This is a genomic window from Tessaracoccus luoxuelianae (assembly GCF_054483915.1).
The window spans coordinates 3,018,050-3,035,408 of record NZ_CM137013.1 but is presented as its reverse complement, the minus strand read 5'-3'; the positions used below and the strand labels follow the sequence as shown (position 1 = coordinate 3,035,408).

15 protein-coding genes and 1 tRNA gene are annotated in these 17,359 nt (G+C 69.6%); 10 read left to right on the top strand and 6 right to left on the bottom strand.

What is annotated here, in order from left to right; genetic code table 11:
- Window positions 1-70: 70 nt before the first annotated feature.
- Window positions 71-3,472, top strand: a complete 3,402-nt coding sequence (locus ACX1D1_RS13990) for a pyruvate carboxylase (protein ID WP_459054957.1) — start codon at window positions 71-73, stop codon at window positions 3,470-3,472.
- A 9-nt stretch (window positions 3,473-3,481) separates the two neighbouring features.
- Here ACX1D1_RS13990 and ACX1D1_RS13985 read toward each other — a convergent pair whose 3' ends face one another.
- Window positions 3,482-4,102, bottom strand: coding sequence for a hypothetical protein (locus tag ACX1D1_RS13985; RefSeq protein ID WP_182798639.1), 621 nt, complete (start codon window positions 4,100-4,102; stop codon window positions 3,482-3,484).
- Between the two features lie 36 nt (window positions 4,103-4,138).
- On the opposite strand from ACX1D1_RS13985, the gene ACX1D1_RS13980 reads away from it, so the two are divergent.
- The 9 genes from ACX1D1_RS13980 (at window position 4,139) to ACX1D1_RS13940 (ending at window position 15,678) form a co-directional block, all read left to right on the top strand.
- Window positions 4,139-5,119: a hypothetical protein gene (locus ACX1D1_RS13980; protein ID WP_182798638.1), complete on the top strand. Its 981-nt coding sequence runs from the start codon at window positions 4,139-4,141 to the stop codon at window positions 5,117-5,119.
- A gap of 12 nt (window positions 5,120-5,131) precedes the next feature.
- A complete protein-coding gene (locus tag ACX1D1_RS13975) occupies window positions 5,132-6,265 on the top strand; it encodes an N-acetylglucosamine-6-phosphate deacetylase (protein ID WP_459054956.1) in 1,134 nt (377 codons plus the stop codon).
- Between the two features lie 47 nt (window positions 6,266-6,312).
- Window positions 6,313-7,002 carry an iron-dependent transcriptional repressor DtxR gene (locus ACX1D1_RS13970; RefSeq protein ID WP_182781731.1) on the top strand — a complete coding sequence of 230 codons (690 nt, stop codon included), beginning with the start codon at window positions 6,313-6,315 and terminating at the stop codon, window positions 7,000-7,002.
- Window positions 6,995-7,750: a class I SAM-dependent methyltransferase gene (locus ACX1D1_RS13965; protein WP_459054954.1), complete on the top strand. Its 756-nt coding sequence runs from the start codon at window positions 6,995-6,997 to the stop codon at window positions 7,748-7,750. The genes ACX1D1_RS13970 and ACX1D1_RS13965 overlap by 8 nt, the downstream gene beginning before the upstream one ends.
- A 122-nt stretch (window positions 7,751-7,872) precedes the next feature.
- Complete coding sequence (trxA, locus tag ACX1D1_RS13960; protein WP_182781733.1) at window positions 7,873-8,232, top strand: thioredoxin; 360 nt, start codon at window positions 7,873-7,875, stop codon at window positions 8,230-8,232.
- Between the two features lie 122 nt (window positions 8,233-8,354).
- Window positions 8,355-9,992 (top strand): NAD(P)-binding protein, encoded by a 1,638-nt coding sequence (locus tag ACX1D1_RS13955; RefSeq protein WP_459054952.1) that lies wholly within the window; start codon window positions 8,355-8,357, stop codon window positions 9,990-9,992.
- Complete coding sequence (gene nifJ / locus ACX1D1_RS13950; protein WP_459054951.1) at window positions 9,989-13,561, top strand: pyruvate:ferredoxin (flavodoxin) oxidoreductase; 3,573 nt, start codon at window positions 9,989-9,991, stop codon at window positions 13,559-13,561. Before ACX1D1_RS13955 ends, nifJ begins: the two co-directional genes overlap by 4 nt.
- Complete coding sequence (locus tag ACX1D1_RS13945) at window positions 13,561-14,574, top strand: dihydroorotate dehydrogenase-like protein (protein ID WP_182798632.1); 1,014 nt, start codon at window positions 13,561-13,563, stop codon at window positions 14,572-14,574. Before nifJ ends, ACX1D1_RS13945 begins: the two co-directional genes overlap by 1 nt.
- Window positions 14,575-14,592: 18 nt before the next feature.
- Window positions 14,593-15,678, top strand: coding sequence for a calcium/sodium antiporter (locus tag ACX1D1_RS13940; protein WP_459054949.1), 1,086 nt, complete (start codon window positions 14,593-14,595; stop codon window positions 15,676-15,678).
- Window positions 15,679-15,744: 66 nt separating this feature from the next.
- On the opposite strand, the gene ACX1D1_RS13935 is transcribed toward ACX1D1_RS13940, so the two are convergent.
- The 5 genes from ACX1D1_RS13935 to ACX1D1_RS13915 all read right to left on the bottom strand — a co-directional run bounded on the left by ACX1D1_RS13935 (window position 15,745) and on the right by ACX1D1_RS13915 (window position 17,170).
- Window positions 15,745-15,820, bottom strand: a tRNA-Arg gene (locus tag ACX1D1_RS13935).
- 168 nt (window positions 15,821-15,988) lie between these two features.
- Entirely contained in the window at window positions 15,989-16,216 is a 228-nt protein-coding gene (locus ACX1D1_RS13930; protein WP_459054947.1) for a type II toxin-antitoxin system RelE family toxin, read from the bottom strand.
- Window positions 16,213-16,476 (bottom strand): type II toxin-antitoxin system Phd/YefM family antitoxin, encoded by a 264-nt coding sequence (locus ACX1D1_RS13925; RefSeq protein WP_220489031.1) that lies wholly within the window; start codon window positions 16,474-16,476, stop codon window positions 16,213-16,215. Before ACX1D1_RS13925 ends, ACX1D1_RS13930 begins: the two co-directional genes overlap by 4 nt.
- Window positions 16,477-16,607: 131 nt before the next feature.
- Window positions 16,608-16,955, bottom strand: a complete 348-nt coding sequence (locus ACX1D1_RS13920) for a type II toxin-antitoxin system HicB family antitoxin (protein WP_459054945.1) — start codon at window positions 16,953-16,955, stop codon at window positions 16,608-16,610.
- On the bottom strand, window positions 16,955-17,170 hold the full coding sequence (locus ACX1D1_RS13915) for a toxin HicA (protein WP_459056594.1): 216 nt from the start codon (window positions 17,168-17,170) through the stop codon (window positions 16,955-16,957). Before ACX1D1_RS13915 ends, ACX1D1_RS13920 begins: the two co-directional genes overlap by 1 nt.
- Between the last annotated feature and the right edge of the window lie 189 nt (window positions 17,171-17,359).

The following is a 17,359-nucleotide window of genomic DNA, read 5'->3' as shown; positions in this document are numbered from 1 at the left end:
CCGTCAAGCAACCACGGATGGCGATGGAAGCGTCAGTGTCGCGTCCGCGTGGGCCGGTAGTCTGTCGCCCATGTTCCAGAAGGTATTGGTAGCCAATCGAGGCGAGATCGCCGTCCGCGCCTTCCGCGCGGCCTACGAACTCGGCTTCCGCACCGTCGCCGTCTTCCCGTACGAGGATCGCAACGCGGACCACCGGATCAAGGCGCAGGAGTCCTACCTCATCGGGGAGGAGGGCCATCCGGTCCGCGCCTACCTGGACATCGACGAGATCATCCGCGCGGCCAAGGAGTCCGGCTCGGACGCCATCTACCCCGGATACGGCTTCCTCTCGGAGAACCCGGACCTCGCCTCGGCCTGCGCGGCCAACGGCATCACGTTCATCGGCCCCTCCGCCGACGTATTGACGCTGGCCGGCAACAAGGTGCGCGCCATCACCGAGGCGCGCCGCGTGGGCGTCCCCACCCTCGCCTCCTGCCCGCCGTCCACGGACACCGACGAGCTGATCAAGGCCGCCGAGGAGATCGGATTCCCGGTCTTCGTCAAGGCGGTCGCCGGCGGCGGGGGCCGCGGGATGCGCCGCGTGGACGACCCCTCCAGGCTGGCCGACGAACTGGGCGCGGCCATGCGCGAGGCCGAGGCCGCGTTCGGAGACGCCACCGTCTTCATCGAGCAGGCCGTCGCGGCACCGCGACACATCGAGGTCCAGATCCTGGCAGATACCCAGGGCAACGTGGTGCACCTCTTCGAGCGGGACTGCTCCATCCAGCGCCGGCACCAGAAGGTGATCGAGATCGCGCCCGCGCCCCACATCTCGCAGGAGCTGCGCGACGCTCTCACTGCGGACGCGGTGAAGTTCGCTCGTGCCATCAACTACACCTGCGCCGGCACCGTCGAGTTCCTTGTCGAGACCGAGGGTGAGCGCGCGGGGCGTCACGTGTTCATCGAGATGAACCCGCGCATCCAGGTGGAGCACACCGTCACCGAGGAAATCACCGACGTCGATCTGGTGCAGGCGCAGATGCGCATCGCCGCCGGCGAGTCTCTGGATGAGATCGGCGTACGGCAGGACGAGCTGCAGATCCGCGGGGCCGCGCTCCAGTGCCGGATCACCACCGAGGACCCGCAGAACTCGTTCCGCCCCGATACCGGCCTCATCACCGCCTACCGCTCCGCCTCGGGGGCCGGCATCCGGCTCGACGGCGGCACCACCGGAACCGGCGTCGAGATCAGCCCCCACTTCGATTCGCTGCTGGTCAAGCTCACCGCCCGGGGCCGCGACTTCCCGATGGCCGTTGCCCGAGCCCGTCGGGCGCTGGCGGAGTTCCGCGTCCGTGGCGTGGCCACCAACATCCCCTTCCTGCGCGCCGTCCTGGATGATCCGGACTTCGCAGAGGGCGCTGTCACGACGGCTTTCATCGACCAGCGGCCCTATCTCCTCCACGCGCGCACCCCGGCGGACCGGGCCACGAAGCTGCTGCGGCACCTCGCCGAGGTGACGGTCAACCGGCCCAACGGCGAGGCGCCCACCACGCTCGAGCCGCTGACGAAGCTGCCGAAGGTGGACCTCGCCACCCCCGCGCCCGACGGCGCCCGCCAGCGGTTGCTGGCGCTGGGCGCCGAGGGCTTCGCTCGGGAACTGCGCGAGGCGGTGCCCGTGCGGATCACCGACACCACCTATCGCGACGCCCACCAGTCGCTGCTGGCCACCCGGGTGCGCACGCGGGACCTGCTCGCCGTCGCCCCCACCCAGGCGCGGCTGCTGCCGCAGATGTTCTCGGTGGAGTGCTGGGGTGGGGCCACCTACGATGTGGCGCTGCGGTTCCTCGGTGAGGACCCGTGGGAGCGCCTCGCCACGCTCCGCGAGGCCATGCCCAACCAGAACCTGCAGATGCTGCTGCGCGGCCGCAACACCGTCGGCTACACCCCGTACCCCACGGAGGTGACCAATGCCTTCGTCGCGGAGGCGGCCGCCACGGGCGTGGACATCTTCCGGATCTTCGACGCCCTCAACGACGTCGAGCAGATGCGCCCGGCGATCGAGGCCGTGCGGGGCACCCCGTCGGTCGCGGAGGTGGCGCTCTGCTACACCTCCAACCTCCTGGACCCGGCCGAGAAGATCTACACGCTGGACTACTACCTGCGGCTGGCCGAGCAGATCGTCGACGCCGGCGCGCACATCATCGCCATCAAGGACATGGCCGGCCTGCTGCGTCCTGAGGCGGCCCGCCGGCTCGTCACAGCGCTGCGTGACCGGTTCGACCTGCCCGTCCACCTGCACACCCACGACACCACCGGCGGCCAGCTCGCCACGCTGATGGCGGCCATCGACGCCGGCGTCGACGCGGTGGACGTGGCCAACTCGGCGATGAGCTCGACGACGTCGCAGCCCCCGATGTCCGCCCTGGTGGCGGCGCTGGACCAGACCGAGCGCCAGTCCGAGCTGGACCCGCAGGCCGTACTCGACCTGGAGCCGTACTGGGAGGCGGTGCGCAAGATGTACCGGCCGTTCGAGTCCGGGCTACCCGCCCCGACGGGCCGCGTGTACAGCCATGAGATCCCCGGCGGGCAGCTGTCCAACCTGCGGCAGCAGGCCATCGCGCTGGGCCTGGGGGAGAAGTTCGAGGCCATCGAGGACATGTACGAGGCGGCCGACAAGATCCTCGGCCGGCCCACGAAGGTCACCCCGTCGTCGAAGGTGGTGGGCGACCTCGCGCTGCACCTGGTGGCGGTGGGCGCGGAGGCCGCCGCGTTCGAGGCGGACCCCCAACGCTTCGACATCCCGGACTCGGTGATCGGATTCCTCAACGGCGAGCTGGGCGAGCCCGCCGGCGGATGGCCCGAGCCGTTCCGCAGCAAGGCCATCGAGGGCCGCCGCACGCCGGCGCGCGTGACCGAGGTGGCCGACGACGACCTCGCCCTCCTCGCCGAGCCCGGCCGCACCCGTCAGGAGACCCTCAACCGGCTCCTGTTCCCCGGCCCCACGAAGGAGTTCCAGCAGCAGCGTGAGGACTTCGGGGACATCTCCGTGCTGCCCACCGTGCCGTACCTGTACGGCATGGAGCGGGGCAAGGAGTACCCCATCACGCTGGAGAAGGGCGTCACGCTGCTGGTGGGCATCGAGGCGATCTCGGAGCCGGACAAGCGCGGCAAGCGGAGCGTGATGTGCCTGCTCAACGGCCAGATCCGCCCGGTGCGGGTGCGCGACCTGAAGATCAAGTCCGAGGTGGCGACGGCGGAGCGCGCCGATTCGAAGAACAAGGGCCATGTCGCGGCGCCGTTCAGCGGTGCCGTCACGCCGACGGCCGAGGAGGGCGCGAGGGTCGCGGTGGGGGATCAGGTGGCCACCATCGAGGCCATGAAGATGGAGGCCGCCATCAACGCCCCCGTCGCGGGCGTGGTCAAGCGAGTCGTCCTGACCGGCACCACGCAGCTCGAGGGCGGCGACCTGGTGCTGGTGATCGATCCCGAGTGATCGGCGGGGCTAGGCGGTGGTTCCCACCACCACCACGTCGAGGTGCGGCTGCCCTGAGGCAACGGTGAGTACCTCGATGAGGGGGGTGAGGAACCTCCGGTCCTCGTCGGTCAGCTCGGGGTGGTCGAACGCCGCGCGCAACCCGGCCAGTGTCTCGACGGCGTGCACGTGCTTGGCGTAGCCGGCAACCTGTCCCGGCTGGATGCGCAGGGCGATGCCCAGGTCGCGGTCCGCGAGGCTGCGCAGCGAGTAGTCGCTGTTGAGCCCGGCCCGGGCGAGGTTCCATTCGGTGCGCTCGAAGGCGGCCTCGTCCCAGACCACCCTCCTGGTGGCGGCGGCCAACTCCTCCAGCCACGCGATCAGCACCCGCCACGACGGGGCCACCCGGTCCGGGGCGATGTAGGCGCCGTCGAGCAGCGCGTCCACGTCCGCGCTCGAGGGCGCGGCGGGATCGACGGCCGTGGAGGGGTCGCGGCGAAGGAGGGGACGCAGCCAGCTGCGGTGTGCGGGGGCGGGGCGGGCAAAGTAAGCGGCCGCCGAGGCCCGAAGCCGTTCGGCGAGGGCGGGGGAGGCGCCGAAGATGTCGCGCACATCGTCGATGGCGATGGCGCACGCGACGAGCTGTTGCATGCATCCAACGGTAACCGTGGGCGTACCATCGGCACAGTGAATCCGAGAACTCGCCGCATCATCGTCACGGGCGTCCTGGTGGCGCTCGTTCTCATCGCGGTGATCGGCGCCATCCTGCCTGCCTGGGCCGAGGACGTCGAGCCGCCGGAGGGTTCCACGCCGGTGGTGGGCATGGCCTACGGCTCGGGCTCGTCGACGCTGTGGCTGGCCGGTCCGTCGGCCGACGACGGGGTGGTCGTGTCCGCGGAGGACGGCAGGGAGATCTCGTTCGGGGGTGACCCTGAATCGGTCCAGGCGCTCGCCTGGCGGGGAGACCGGTTGTGGGTGGGCGACATCGGTGATCCGGACGCGTCCCGTGACTTCGTGGTGGTGTTCCGGCTCAGTGAGCTGACCGAGTCGCGGCTGACCTACTTCGCCTACGACTTCGTCTACGAGGACGGACCGCACGACGCGCAGGCCATGATGATCTCGGGCCGCGGCCGCATCTACATCGCCACCGCAGGGGCGGACCCCGGCATCTACCGCGCCGAGCTCGAACCGTCGCGTCAGGAGATGAACACCTTGACCCGCGTCGTCGACGCTCCGGAGGGAGTCACGGACGGGGTGTTCCTCTCCGACGGCACCACCCTGGCGCTCCGAACGGGCGTGGGCATTGAGTACATCGACGCGCTGACGTGGGAGCCGTTGGCCACCGACACCATCATCGGGGCCCCTGAGGGCGAGTCGCTTGCAGTGGGGCCGGATGACCAGATCTTCGTCGGCGGCAACCCTCTGATCCGCGAGGTCGAGGTTCCGTCGTCGGACGTCACCACGACGGTCGCGCCCCCGGTGGATCCATCGGCATCGGCATCCCCCTCGCCGGACGCCTCGGCGTCCGCGTCGCCGTCGGCCAGCGCCGAGGCGGAGGTTCCCGGGCCGGAGTCGGCCCCGGCGCGCACCGGCACGACGATCGCGCTGCTGCTCGCCGGCCTCGTCGCCCTGATCGCCGGCGCGGTGACCTTCCTCGTCCGCACCTGATTGGATGAGGCCATGGCCCATCAGCTCACCGTCGCCCATGCCGTCACTCCGGAAGGGGTGGTGGAGAACGCCACGATCCTGATCGAGGGCGGGCGCATCGTGTCCGTCCAGCCAGGCGGGGGAGGGGGCCGGCTGTGGGCGGTGCCGGGGTTCGTCGACACCCACTGCCACGGCGCTGTCGGCGTCAGCTTCGGCGACCCGGACCCGGCCCGCAACCTCGAGGCCATCGCGCACCACCGGACGCACGGCACCACCACGATGTTCGCCAGCACCGTCACCGAGCCGTTGGAGAAGCTGGAGGCGCAGTTGGCGGTCCTCCGCGCCCTGCATGATGCGGGCGATCTCGCGGGCATCCACCTCGAGGGCCCGTTCCTGGCCCCGGAGCGCAAGGGCGCCCACGACGAGGCGCTCCTGCGGGTCCCGGACCCGGCCTCGGTCGAACGGCTCATCGCCGCGGGCGGCCCGGCGCTGCGGATGATCACCCTCGCCGTGGAGCTCGAGCATGCCGAGGCCGCGACCCGTCGCTTCACGGAGGCGGGTGTGGCGGTGGCGTTCGGGCACTCCGACGCGGACGACATCCGGACCGCGGAGTCCATCGAGTGGGGCGCCACCGTCGCCACCCACCTGTTCTCAGCGATGCGCTCGATCCACCACCGCGACCCCGGCCCGGTGCCGGTCCTGCTGGCCGACCAGCGCGTGATGGTGGAGCTGATCTGCGACGGTGTCCACCACAAGCCCGTGATCGCCGCGATGAGCATCGACGCCGCGACACCCCGCCGCGTCGCCCTGGTCACCGACGCCATGAGCGCCACCGGCAAGGGCGACGGGCGCTACATCCTGGGTGAGCTCGAGGTGGAGGTCTCCGACGGCACCGCGCGGCTGGTCACCGCCGACGGAGCAGCAGGCGCGATCGCGGGCTCGACCTTGACGATGGACAAGGCGTTCGAGTTCGTGGTGCAGGAGGTGGGGGTGAGTATCCCCGACGCGGCCCTGATGGCGGCCACCACGCCCGCGGCCTGGCACCGGCTCGACGATGTGGGCCGCCTCGCGCCCGGCTGCCTGGCCGACGTCTGCCTCGTCGACGACGATGGGCGCCTGCACGCCGTGATGCGTCGCGGCGAATGGGTGGTCCCGCCTCGGCCCTGATGCACCCACCCCGCGACACTAGGATGGGTGGCGAAGGGGGCAACCGGATGAGCGACCTGATCGACACCACGGAGATGTATCTCCGCACCGTCTACGAGCTGTTGGAAGAGGGGGTGCAGCCCCTCCGTGCCCGGATTGCCGAGCGGCTGCACCAGTCCGGCCCCACCGTGTCCCAGACCGTCGCCCGCATGGAGCGCGACGGCCTCCTGCACGTCGACACCGACCGAACGATCCGCCTCACCCGCACCGGGGCCACGCTCGCCCGCGACGTGATGCGGAAGCACCGCCTGGCCGAGTGCCTGCTGACCGAAGTGATCGGGCTGGAGTGGGAGAAGGTGCACGACGAGGCCTGCCGCTGGGAGCACGTCATCTCCATCGACGTCGAGAAGCGGCTGGTGGCCATCCTTGATTCGCCCACCCGCTCGCCCTACGGCAACCCCATCCCGGGGCTCAAGGAACTGGGCGTGGACGTCGAGCACACGCCGTTCCGGGAGCACGCGGACCCGCTTGCTGACCTCGTCACAGATCAACCGCAGCGCTTCGTGCTGCAGCGGATGAGCGAGAATCTGCAGGCGGATCACGGCATGCTGCCCGCGCTCGCTGCCGCCGGGTTCAGGCCGGGCGTCTCGCTCCTGGCCCACCGCGACGTGGACGTGGTGCGGGTGGACATCGACGGAGTCACCACGGACGTGGGTCTGTTCGCCTCCGAACTGCTGTTCGTGAGTCGCGATGAGTGAGAACCACGAGGAGCTGAGGTGGCTCGGGACGAGCGGCCCGGGCGCCATGGAGGACGTGCTGAGCCGCGCCTACGGCGGTGATCGGACGCCCTACGAGTGGTTGGCGCGCTCGGTGTCGGCCTCGGCGTCGACGGTGCTGGACCTGGCCTGCGGCGCCGGTGCGATGATCGAGCGGCTGCAGCGGCCCGGCCGGACGGTGATCGGGCTGGACCGCTCGGAGGCGGAGCTGGTCGAGGCGGCGCATCGTCACCGCGGACCGCTGGTGCTGGGCCACGCGTCGTACCTGCCCTTCTCGGACAACAGCTTCGACGCCGTGGTCTCGTCGCTGGGCATCGCCGTCGTGGCGGACCGGCCGCGGCTGATGTCCGAGGTGTCGCGGGTGCTCCGCCCGGGCGGCGTGTTCGCCGCGCTGACGCCGTCGCTGCGCCCCGCCAACACCCAGGACCTGCGGCTGGTCACCCGGCTGGCCCAGATCCTTCGGGTGGCGCCGCTGCTGCCCGGGATCACAGAGTTCCGGGCGCGCGACGCGCTCCTCGCCGCCGGCCTCACCAAGGCCGAGGACCGTCGGGCGAAGTACTACGTGGAGATCGCGAACCGCGAGGACGCCGAGCGGCTCTTCGCAGGGCTCCGCGGGGCGACGACCCGGAACCGCACCATGGCCGCCGTCGACTTTCTCGCGTCCCGCGCCGAGCAGTCAGGACCGGTCCGGGTGCCGCTGCCCATGCGCCGGCTGATCGCCATCAAGTAGAAGGTCCGAGGGTCGGCTACGCTTTGCCATACCCCACGGGGTGTCCCACGGCGGGGAATACCGCGCCGCAGTCGCGTGTTGTACCCCGCGACGAACGACACAAGGAAGAAAGGGGATCGCCCATGGCGACCACAGCCCTGACCGCAGAGAACTTCAACGACACCGTCAGCGAGAACGAGGTCGTGCTGATCGACTTCTGGGCCGACTGGTGCGGTCCGTGCAAGCGCTTCGCGCCGATCTATGAGGATGCCTCGGCCCGTCACGACGACGTTGTGTTCGCCAAGGTGGACACCGAGGACGCCCGTGACGTGGCCGCCGCGTGGGAGATCCAGTCCATTCCCACCATCATGGCCTTCCGCCGCGGCAACCTGGTCTTCCGCCAGGCCGGCCTGCTCAACGGCAAGCAGGTGGACTCGCTCATCGAGCAGATCAAGGCCCTGGATATCGACACCCTCGTCGAGGAGGCGCAAGCCAAGCCGTGAGCGTGAGCGACAGCTGACGCGAAAGGCCCGCTTTCACAAGCGGGCCTTTTGTCTGCCCCCAGGTCTCCCGGCATACCCCGCCCCCCTACGATGCTTGGTAGTAGCTACGAAAAGGGGCAACGATGGCCGCCGAGCGCAGGGACATGACAGTCCAGCCGGATCTCAGTCACACAGCGGGGCGGGTGGCCCCGGTGAGATCACGGAAGCCGATCTATCTGGACATGCTTCCGCCGTGCAACGCGGGCTGCCCTGCCGGGGAGAACATCCAGGAGTGGCTGCGGCTGATCAAAGCGGGCGAGGCGGAGGCGGCGTGGCGTCAGCTCGTCGCCGACAACCCGTTTCCGGCCATCCACGGCCGCGTCTGCTACCACCCGTGCGAGACGGACTGCAACCGCAAGGACCTCGACGAGGCGGTCTCCATCCACTCCGTCGAGCGCTATCTCGGAGACCTGGCGATTGAGAAAGGCTGGCGCGTCCCGCAGCCCCGACGTCGCTCCGGCAGGCGCGTGATGGTGGTGGGCTCCGGCCCGGCCGGCCTCTCCGCCGCCTACCACCTTGCCCGGCTCGGCCACGCCGTGGAGATCTTCGACGCGGGCGACAAGCCCGGCGGGATGATGCGCTACGGCATCCCCGAGTACCGGCTTCCGCGCGACGTGCTGGACGCCGAGCTGCTGCGGTTGGTGGAGCTCGGCGTGGTGTTCCGGCAGAACACCCCCATCAAGGATCTTCTCGCCACCCAGCGCGATGGCGCGTTCGACGCGGTCTTCGTGGCAGTGGGTGCCCACATCTCCAAGCGCGTCGACATCCCTGCAGCAGACGCCACCCGAGTGCTGGACGCCGTCAGCTTCCTGCGCGACGTCGCCTCCGGCGAGCGCCCCATCATCGGGCGCAAGGTGGCGATCTACGGCGGCGGCAACACCGCCATGGACGCGGCCCGCGTCGCGCGCCGGCTCGGCGCCGAGGAATCGGTGGTGGTGTACCGCCGCAGCATGGCGCAGATGCCCGCCCACGCCGACGAGTTGGAGGGGGCCCAGGCGGAGGGCGTGCAGATGAACTGGCTGCGCACCATCACCTCGATGAACGACGAGGACCTCACCGTCGAGATCATGGAGCTCGACGAGGACGGCAAGGCCCGCGGCACCGGGGTGTTCGAGAAGCTGGAGGCCGACACCGTCATCCTCGCCCTCGGCCAGCGCGCCGACACCCACTTCCTGCGCGCCATCCCCGGGATGAGCTTCAACGACGACGTGGTGGAGGTGGACCCGCACAGCCTGATGACGGCGGTGCCGGGCATCTTCGCAGGCGGCGACGCCGTGCCGTCGGACCGCACCGTCACCATCGGCGTGGGCCACGGCAAGAAGGCGGCCCGGCGGATCGACGCCTGGCTCAACAAGGAGGAATGGGTGCCGGTGGAGAAGCACCCGGTGGTCACCCTCCCGATGATGAACCTGTGGTATTTCGGTGACCACGAGCGCCGTGTCCAGGCCGAGACCGACATCGAGGAGCGGCTCGAGGGCTTCGGCGAGGTGGTAGCGGGCCTCACCGACGCAGAGGCCGCCTACGAGGCCGACCGGTGCCTGAGCTGCGGCAACTGTTTCGAATGCGACGGCTGCCTGGGCGCCTGCCCCGAGGACGCGGTGATCAAGCTCGGCAAGGGCAACCGGTACCGCTTCGACTACGAGAAGTGCACCGGCTGCGCCAGCTGCTACGAGCAGTGCCCCGTCCACGCCATCGAGATGATCCAGGAGGGCCCCCGATGAGCACCAAGGCCATCATTGACGGCAACGAGGCGGCGGCCGACGTCGCCTACCGCGTCAGCGAGCTGTGCTCGATCTACCCCATCACCCCGTCGTCGACGATGGCGGAGCTGGCCGACGAGTGGTCCGCGCACGGCCGGGCCAACATCTACGGCCAGGTTCCCACCGTCATCGAGATGCAGTCCGAGGGCGGCGCGGCCGGAGCCATGCACGGCGCCCTCCAGGGCGGTGCGCTGTCCACCACGTTCACGGCGTCGCAGGGCCTGCTCCTGATGATCCCCAACATGTACCGGATCGCCGGCGAGCTCACCTCGACGGTGTTCCACGTGGCCGCGCGATCCCTGGCCACGCAGGGCCTGTCCATCTTCGGCGACCACCAGGACGTGATGGCCGTCCGGCAGACCGGGGTGTGCCTCCTGAGCTCGGCCTCCGTGCAGGAGGCCCACGACATGGCCGCGGTGGCGCACTCGGCCACGCTGCGCACCCGGCTGCCGATCGTGCACTTCTTCGACGGGTTCCGCACCTCCCACGAACTCAACACCCTGACCAAGCTCACCGACGACGAGCTGCGCCAGTTCATCCCCCGCGAGCTGGTGATGGAGCACCGCGCCCGTGCGTTGAGCCCCGCCAACCCGTTCATCCGCGGCACCGCGCAGAACCCCGACACCTACTTCCAGTCCCGCGAGACGGCCAACCTGTACTACCAGTGGGCGCCGAAGGTGATCGCCAACGAGATGGACAAGTTCGCCGAACTCACCGGCCGCCGCTATGGGCTCGTCGAGTATCACGGCGCGCCGGATGCGGACCGCGTCGTGGTGATCATGGGCTCCGGCGTGGAGGCCGTCACCCCCGTCGTGGACCGCATCAACGAGGCAGGGGGGCGCGTCGGCGTCATCCAGATCCGTCTCTACCGGCCGTTCCCCACCGACGCGTTCCTGGCCGCCCTTCCGGCCACCGCGAAGAGGGTCGCGGTGCTGGACCGCACCAAGGAGTCGGGCGCCTCCGGCGAGCCGATGTTCCTGGACGTGACCTCGCTGTTGGCGGAGGCTGTCGCGGGCGGGCTGCGCGACGAGCTGCCGATCACCATCGGCGGCCGCTACGGCCTGTCGTCGAAGGAGTTCACGCCCGCCATGGTGCAGGCGATCTACGAGGAGCTCGGTCTCGATTCGCCCAGGCCGCGGTTCACCGTCGGCATCCACGACGACGTCACCCATCTCTCGTTGGACTACGACCCGACGCTGGACCTGGAGAACCCCGAGACCCTGCGCGCCGTCTTCTACGGCCTCGGCTCGGACGGCACCGTCGGCGCCAACAAGAACACCATCAAGATCCTCGGCTCCTCCGAGGACACCTTCGCGCAGGGCTACTTCGTCTACGACTCGAAGAAGTCGGGGTCGAGGACGGTGTCGCACCTGCGCTTCGGGCCTCACCCCATCCACGCGCCGTACCTGATCAACCAGGCGGGCTTCATCGGCTGCCACCACTGGTCCATCCTGGAGCGGGTCGACGTGCTCGAGTTCGCCAGGCCCGGCACCGTGCTGCTGCTCAACGCCCCCTATGGGCCGGAGGGGACCTGGCATCAGCTGCCCCTTCCTGTTCAGCGCAGGATCATCGAGCTGGGGATCAAGGTCTACGTCATCGACGCAGGGAAGGTCGCGCGCGCCGCCGGGCTGGGCAGCCGCACCAACACCATCCTGCAGACCTGCTTCTTCGCCATCTCCGGCGTCCTGCCACGCGACAAGGCCATCGACAAGATCAAGGACGCGATCACCAAGACCTACGCCCGCAAGTCCGCCGAGGTGGTGCGCAAGAACCACGAGGCCGTGGATGCGGCGCTGGCCGAGCTGCACGAGGTGGTGGTGCCGGACTTCGCCTCCTCGGATCACGGGTTCATCCCGCCCGTGCCCGCCAACGCGCCCAAGTTCGTGCGCACCGTCACCGCGACCCTGCTGACGGGTCGCGGCGACGACCTGCCGGTCTCCTCGCTCCCAGTGGACGGGACCTACCCGTCGGGCACCACCAAGTTCGAGAAGCGCAACATCTCCGAGATCGTGGCCGAGTGGGACGCCGAGTCCTGCATCCAGTGCGGCAACTGCGCGTTCGTCTGTCCCCACTCGGTGTTGCGCGCCAAGAGCTACCCGGCCGATGCCATCGGCGACGCGCCGGAGGGGTTCCAGTCGGCGCCGCTCAACGCCGCCGGCCTGCCGCAGACCCGCTACACCCTTCAGGTCTACGTGGAGGACTGCACCGGCTGCGGGCTGTGCGTGGAGGCCTGTCCGGTCAAGCCGGTGGACCAGCCGTCGCGGCGTGCGATCAACCTGGTTCCCCTGCTGGAACGGGAGAAGGAGAAGGAGGCGGTCGAGTACTTCGAGACCATCCCCCAGAACGACCGCTCCCGGGTGGACTTCGGCACCATCCGCGGCACCCAGTTCCTGGAGCCCCTGTTCGAGTTCTCAGGCGCCTGCTCCGGCTGCGGTGAGACGCCCTACCTCAAGCTGCTCAGCCAACTGTTCGGCGACCGCGCCACCATCGCCAACGCCACCGGCTGCTCCTCGATCTACGGCGGCAACCTGCCGACGACGCCCTGGGCCAAGAACGCCGCGGGCCGCGGGCCGGCCTGGTCCAACTCCCTGTTCGAGGACAACGCCGAGTTCGGCCTGGGCATCCGCCTGGCCGCGGACCTGCACGAGAACCTCGCCCGCACCAGGCTCGCCGAACTCCGCGACGAGATCGGCGATGACGCTCTGGTCGACGGAATCCTGGGCGCGCCCCAACGCCAGGGCTCCGAACTGACCGCGCAGCTGGACCGGGTCAACCGGCTCAAGGAGAAGCTCGTCGGGCTCAAGGGGATCGCCGCGGAAGACCTGCGCAGCGTCGCGGACCACCTGATGCGCCGCTCGGTGTGGATCGTCGGCGGCGACGGGTGGGCCTACGACATCGGCTCGGGTGGCGTGGACCACGTCCTGGCCTCCGGGCGCAACGTCAACATCCTTGTCCTGGACACCGAGGTGTATTCCAACACCGGGGGCCAGGCCTCGAAGTCCACGCCGCTGGGCGCCGTCGCGAAGTTCGCCTCCGGCGGGAAGCTGACCAACAAGAAGGACCTGGCCATGCAGGCGATGGCCTACGGGTCGGTCTACGTGGCCCGCGTGGCGATGGGCGCGGACCCGCAGCAGACGCTCAAGGCGTTCAGGGAGGCCGAGGCCTACGACGGCCCCAGCCTGATCATCGCCTATAGCCACTGCATCGCGCACGGCTACGACATCCGCAAGGGCCTCGAGCAGCAGTACCGGGCCGTCAACTCCGGACACTGGCCGCTGATGCGCTACAACCCCGTCATCCGCGACTCGGGCGGCAACCCGTTCCTGCTGGATTCGCCGCGGCCGCGGATGTCGCTGCAGAAGTACCAGTCCGCCGAGCTGCGCTACAAGGTGCTTCGCGCGGCGGATCCCGTGGAGGCGGACCGCCTCCTTGCCCTGGCGCAGGAGCAGGTGGACCGCAAGTGGTCCGAGTACGAAGAGCTCGCCGGCCGGGAAGCCCACCAGTTCGCAGCCGATCCGAGGAACCGATGATGACCGATCTCGCCACCACCTATCTGGGGCTCACCCTGCGCAACCCGGTCGTCGCGTCCGCAGGGCCGCTGTCGCAGACGGTGGCCGGCGTGAGGGCGCTGGCCGACGGCGGCGTCGGTGCCGTCGTGCTGTACTCGCTGTTCGAGGAGCAGCTGCGCCGCGAGGCTGAGGCGGTCGCGGCGCTGGAGGAGATGTACGAGGACTCACACGCGGAGGCGCTGTCCTACTTCCCGACGGTACCGAGGGCGGCCCACGACGCCAGCCACGCCTACCTCACCCTGGTGGAACAGGCGGCCGCGGCCGTCGACGTCCCCCTCATCGCCTCGCTCAACGGGGCCTCGGTGGGCGGCTGGACGCAGACGGCGCGCCAGCTGGAGGAGGCCGGAGCCGCCGCCATCGAGCTCAACATCTACTTCGTGCCCGGCGACGTGATGATGTCGGGCCACTCGGTGGAGGAGCGGCACCTGGCCATCCTCGCCGCGGTCAAGGGCGCCGTCGGCATTCCCGTGGCGGTGAAGCTCAGCCCCTACTTCTCCTCGGTGGGCAACATGGCGGTCCGCCTCGACGCGGCGGGGGCGGACGGGCTGGTTCTGTTCAACCGGTTCCTCCAGCCGGACATCGACCTGGACCGCATGACTGTGGAGTCCGGGGTGACGCTGTCGTCCCCGGTGGAGGCGCGGCTGCCGCGCACGTGGATCTCGGTGCTGCACGGCACGGTGGAGGCCTCGCTGGCCGCCACCACCGGTGTGGACACGGCCGACGACGTGGTCAAGTACATTCTCGCCGGCGCGGACGTGGTGATGACCACCTCGTCGCTCATCCGACGCGGGCCTGCCTATGCGCAGGTGCTCGTCGACGGCCTCGGCCAGTGGCTGACCGCTAAGGGCCTGACGCTGTCCAAGGCCCGCGGGCTCCTGGCGGTGCCCGCGGAGGCCGCGCCGGACGCCTACGAGCGCGAGGGCTACGTGTCGGCGCTGCAGAAGGCGCAGCATACCTACGGTTCGCTGCGCTGACGTCCCTACGATAGGGGCGTGCTGATAGACGTCCTCCTCATCCTCGGCGGTCTCGTGCTGCTTGTCCTCGGCGGCGAACTGATGGTCAGGGGAGCGGGGTCGCTGGCCAGGCGCCTGGGAATGTCGCCGCTGGTGGTCGGTCTCACCGTGGTCTCAGTCGCGACGTCGGCGCCGGAGCTGGCGGTCACCGTCGACTCGGTGCTGGCGGGTGCCCCGGAGCTGGCGGTCGGCAACGTGATCGGCAGCAACACCGGCAACGTGCTGCTCATCCTCGGCGTCGGCGCGCTGATGGCGGCGCTCAGCGTGCAGCGCCAACTGCTGCGCTTCGACCTCCCCGCCATGGTGGGCCTGTCCTTCGTGCTGCTGCTGCTCAGCCTCGACGGTTCCCTCGGCCTGATCGACGGCGTGATCCTGATGGCTGCCTTCGTCACCATCATGGTGACCACCGTCATCCTCGGCAGGAGGGCGGTGGCCCGGGAGGCAGCCTCCGGCGGCGACGACGCGGAGGTTGAGGCCCCCTCCCCGGTGTGGGTGTCGGTGGCGTTCGTCGCGGTGGGGGTCGCGGCGCTGGTGTTCGGCGCACAGCTGCTGGTCCGGGGGGCGGTGTCCATCGCCTCCGGACTGGGGGTCTCGGAACTGATTATCGGCCTGACCATCGTGGCCCTGGGGACGTCGCTGCCGGAGCTGGCCGCAACGGTCGCGGCCGTGCGCCGCGGCGAGGTCGACATCGCCGTGGGCAACGTCGTGGGGAGCAACATCGCCAACATCGGTCTCATCCTGGGTCTTCCCGCACTGTTCTCGCCCGGTGGACTGCCGGTGCCGCCGTCGTCGGTCGCGCTGGACCTGCCGCTGATGATCGCGGCCGCGTTGGCGCTCGGCACCGTCGCGTTCACAGGGCATCGGGTGGTGCGGCTCGAGGGCGGCGTGTTCGTCGCCCTGTACGCGGCGTACCTGGGTTACATGGTGCTGGCCTCCGCGGAGCACGACGCTCTGCGCGGGTTCTCGCTGGTGATGGTGGCGTTCGTGCTGCCGCTGCTGCTCGTGGTGGGAGCGGTGACGGTGTGGGAAGAGGTCCAGCTGCGCCGATCCCGACCAGCTGGTTGAGCCAGCCGGGCGCGTAGCGCCACCGGCTGCGTCGAAACCGACCCGCACACGGGACGGGGATGATGCTGGCGACCCCGGGAAGATTCGAACTTCCGACACAAGGTTTAGGAAACCTCTGCTCTATCCCCTGAGCTACGGGGCCACGCGACCCCTGAGGCGGAGTCAACCCGGACAGGATACCGGGCTTCTTCTATACCGCAGAACCGGGACATCCCCTTCTGGTGGCGAGGAGCGAACACGACATCCGTCCCCCATGCATGCCTCGCAGATTGAGCCGATCCTGCTGCCGCGTCCCGCGGATGCTCTCTTGCTAGCCCGCCAGGACGAGCAGCACGTTGTCGTGGATCTCGTAGACGATCCTGTAGTCGCCGGTCCGGACACGCCACTCACCGTCGCCGCCAACCAGCTTCTTGGCACCGCTCGGGCGCGGTTCGCCCGCCAGCAACTCGATCGCCGCCTGGACCCGCCGCTGGGCGACCCGGTCCAGGTTGCGTAGCTGTCGGACCGCAGCGGGCGCGACCTCGATCCGGTAGCTCATGCCAGGCCGAGGTCGGCCTTGACCTGCTCCCAGGGGATCGCCGACTCACCATCGGCCATCTCGGTACGTGCCACACGGCCAGCCTCGAGATCGGCCAGGTCTTCCGCGGCCGCAATCAACCGGTCCAGGTCGTCGGCGTCGATGACGGCTGCCACCCGCTGGCCCCGACGGGTCAGGTACACCGGGTCGTGCCCCACGCGGGCCGCGTCCACGACATCAGCGAGGCGGGCCCGGGCGTCGCTCACAGTCATCTCAGTCATGCCACCCATGATAGCCGCTGGAACGGCTGAAACGTACAACTCAGCGCCCGCGGTTGCTGTGCGCCGAAAGCGCGACTCTCGGCAGGATCGAACGCGCTGGCTGCGGCAATTGCGGATGTTCCAGAGGTGGCTCAGGAGGCCTCTGAGAGGCGTTGCACGACGTACTGGTTGAGGCTGAGGTGCTCTTCGGCAGCTTGGATCGCGAGGCGGCGGTGCAGGCTTTCACCGACACGGAGGTTGAACTTGCCCGAGTAGGTCCGCTCCGACAGCGGTTCGCGGACGGCCTCACCCTCTGCCAAGAGGTCGGCCACGGTGTCGGCGACCAGGTCAACCAGCCCCTGGAGGGCAGCCGGCTGGGAGTCGGCGAGCCACGACAGCGAGGGGAACTCGGCGCAGGTGGCGACGAACTCGTCGTCTTCGACCGACCACGTCACGCGGTAGGTATAACGGGACACGTCGGCCGTTTCGGTGTGGGACATCACTTCGCCTCCTTCTTGTCGATCGCGGCCAGCACCTGCCGCACCTGGTACGGCTTGGCCTGGCCATTGCTGTTCTGGATATTCACCCGCGGATCACCGGGCCAAGGGGTCTTGAACACCGCGTGTGATCCGCCGGTTCTGCGGGGCGTACCGAAGTAGTGCTCGCAGACCTTGTGGAGGTCGTCGAAGCGCACGTTCCGTGGATTCTTACGCATCGCTGCCACGAGCTTGTCCACGGTCGCCACAGAGATATGGTACCGCGGGCAGTACCACCGTCAAGCCTATATCGGTCGATCTTCGCCATCCAGATCACACCAGGAGCGGCAGGTCCGTGCGCTCAGCCCGGGTGCTCCGTCAAGGCCGGAGGGGGATCCCGGTCAAACCCGCCGTCATACGAGGAAAAG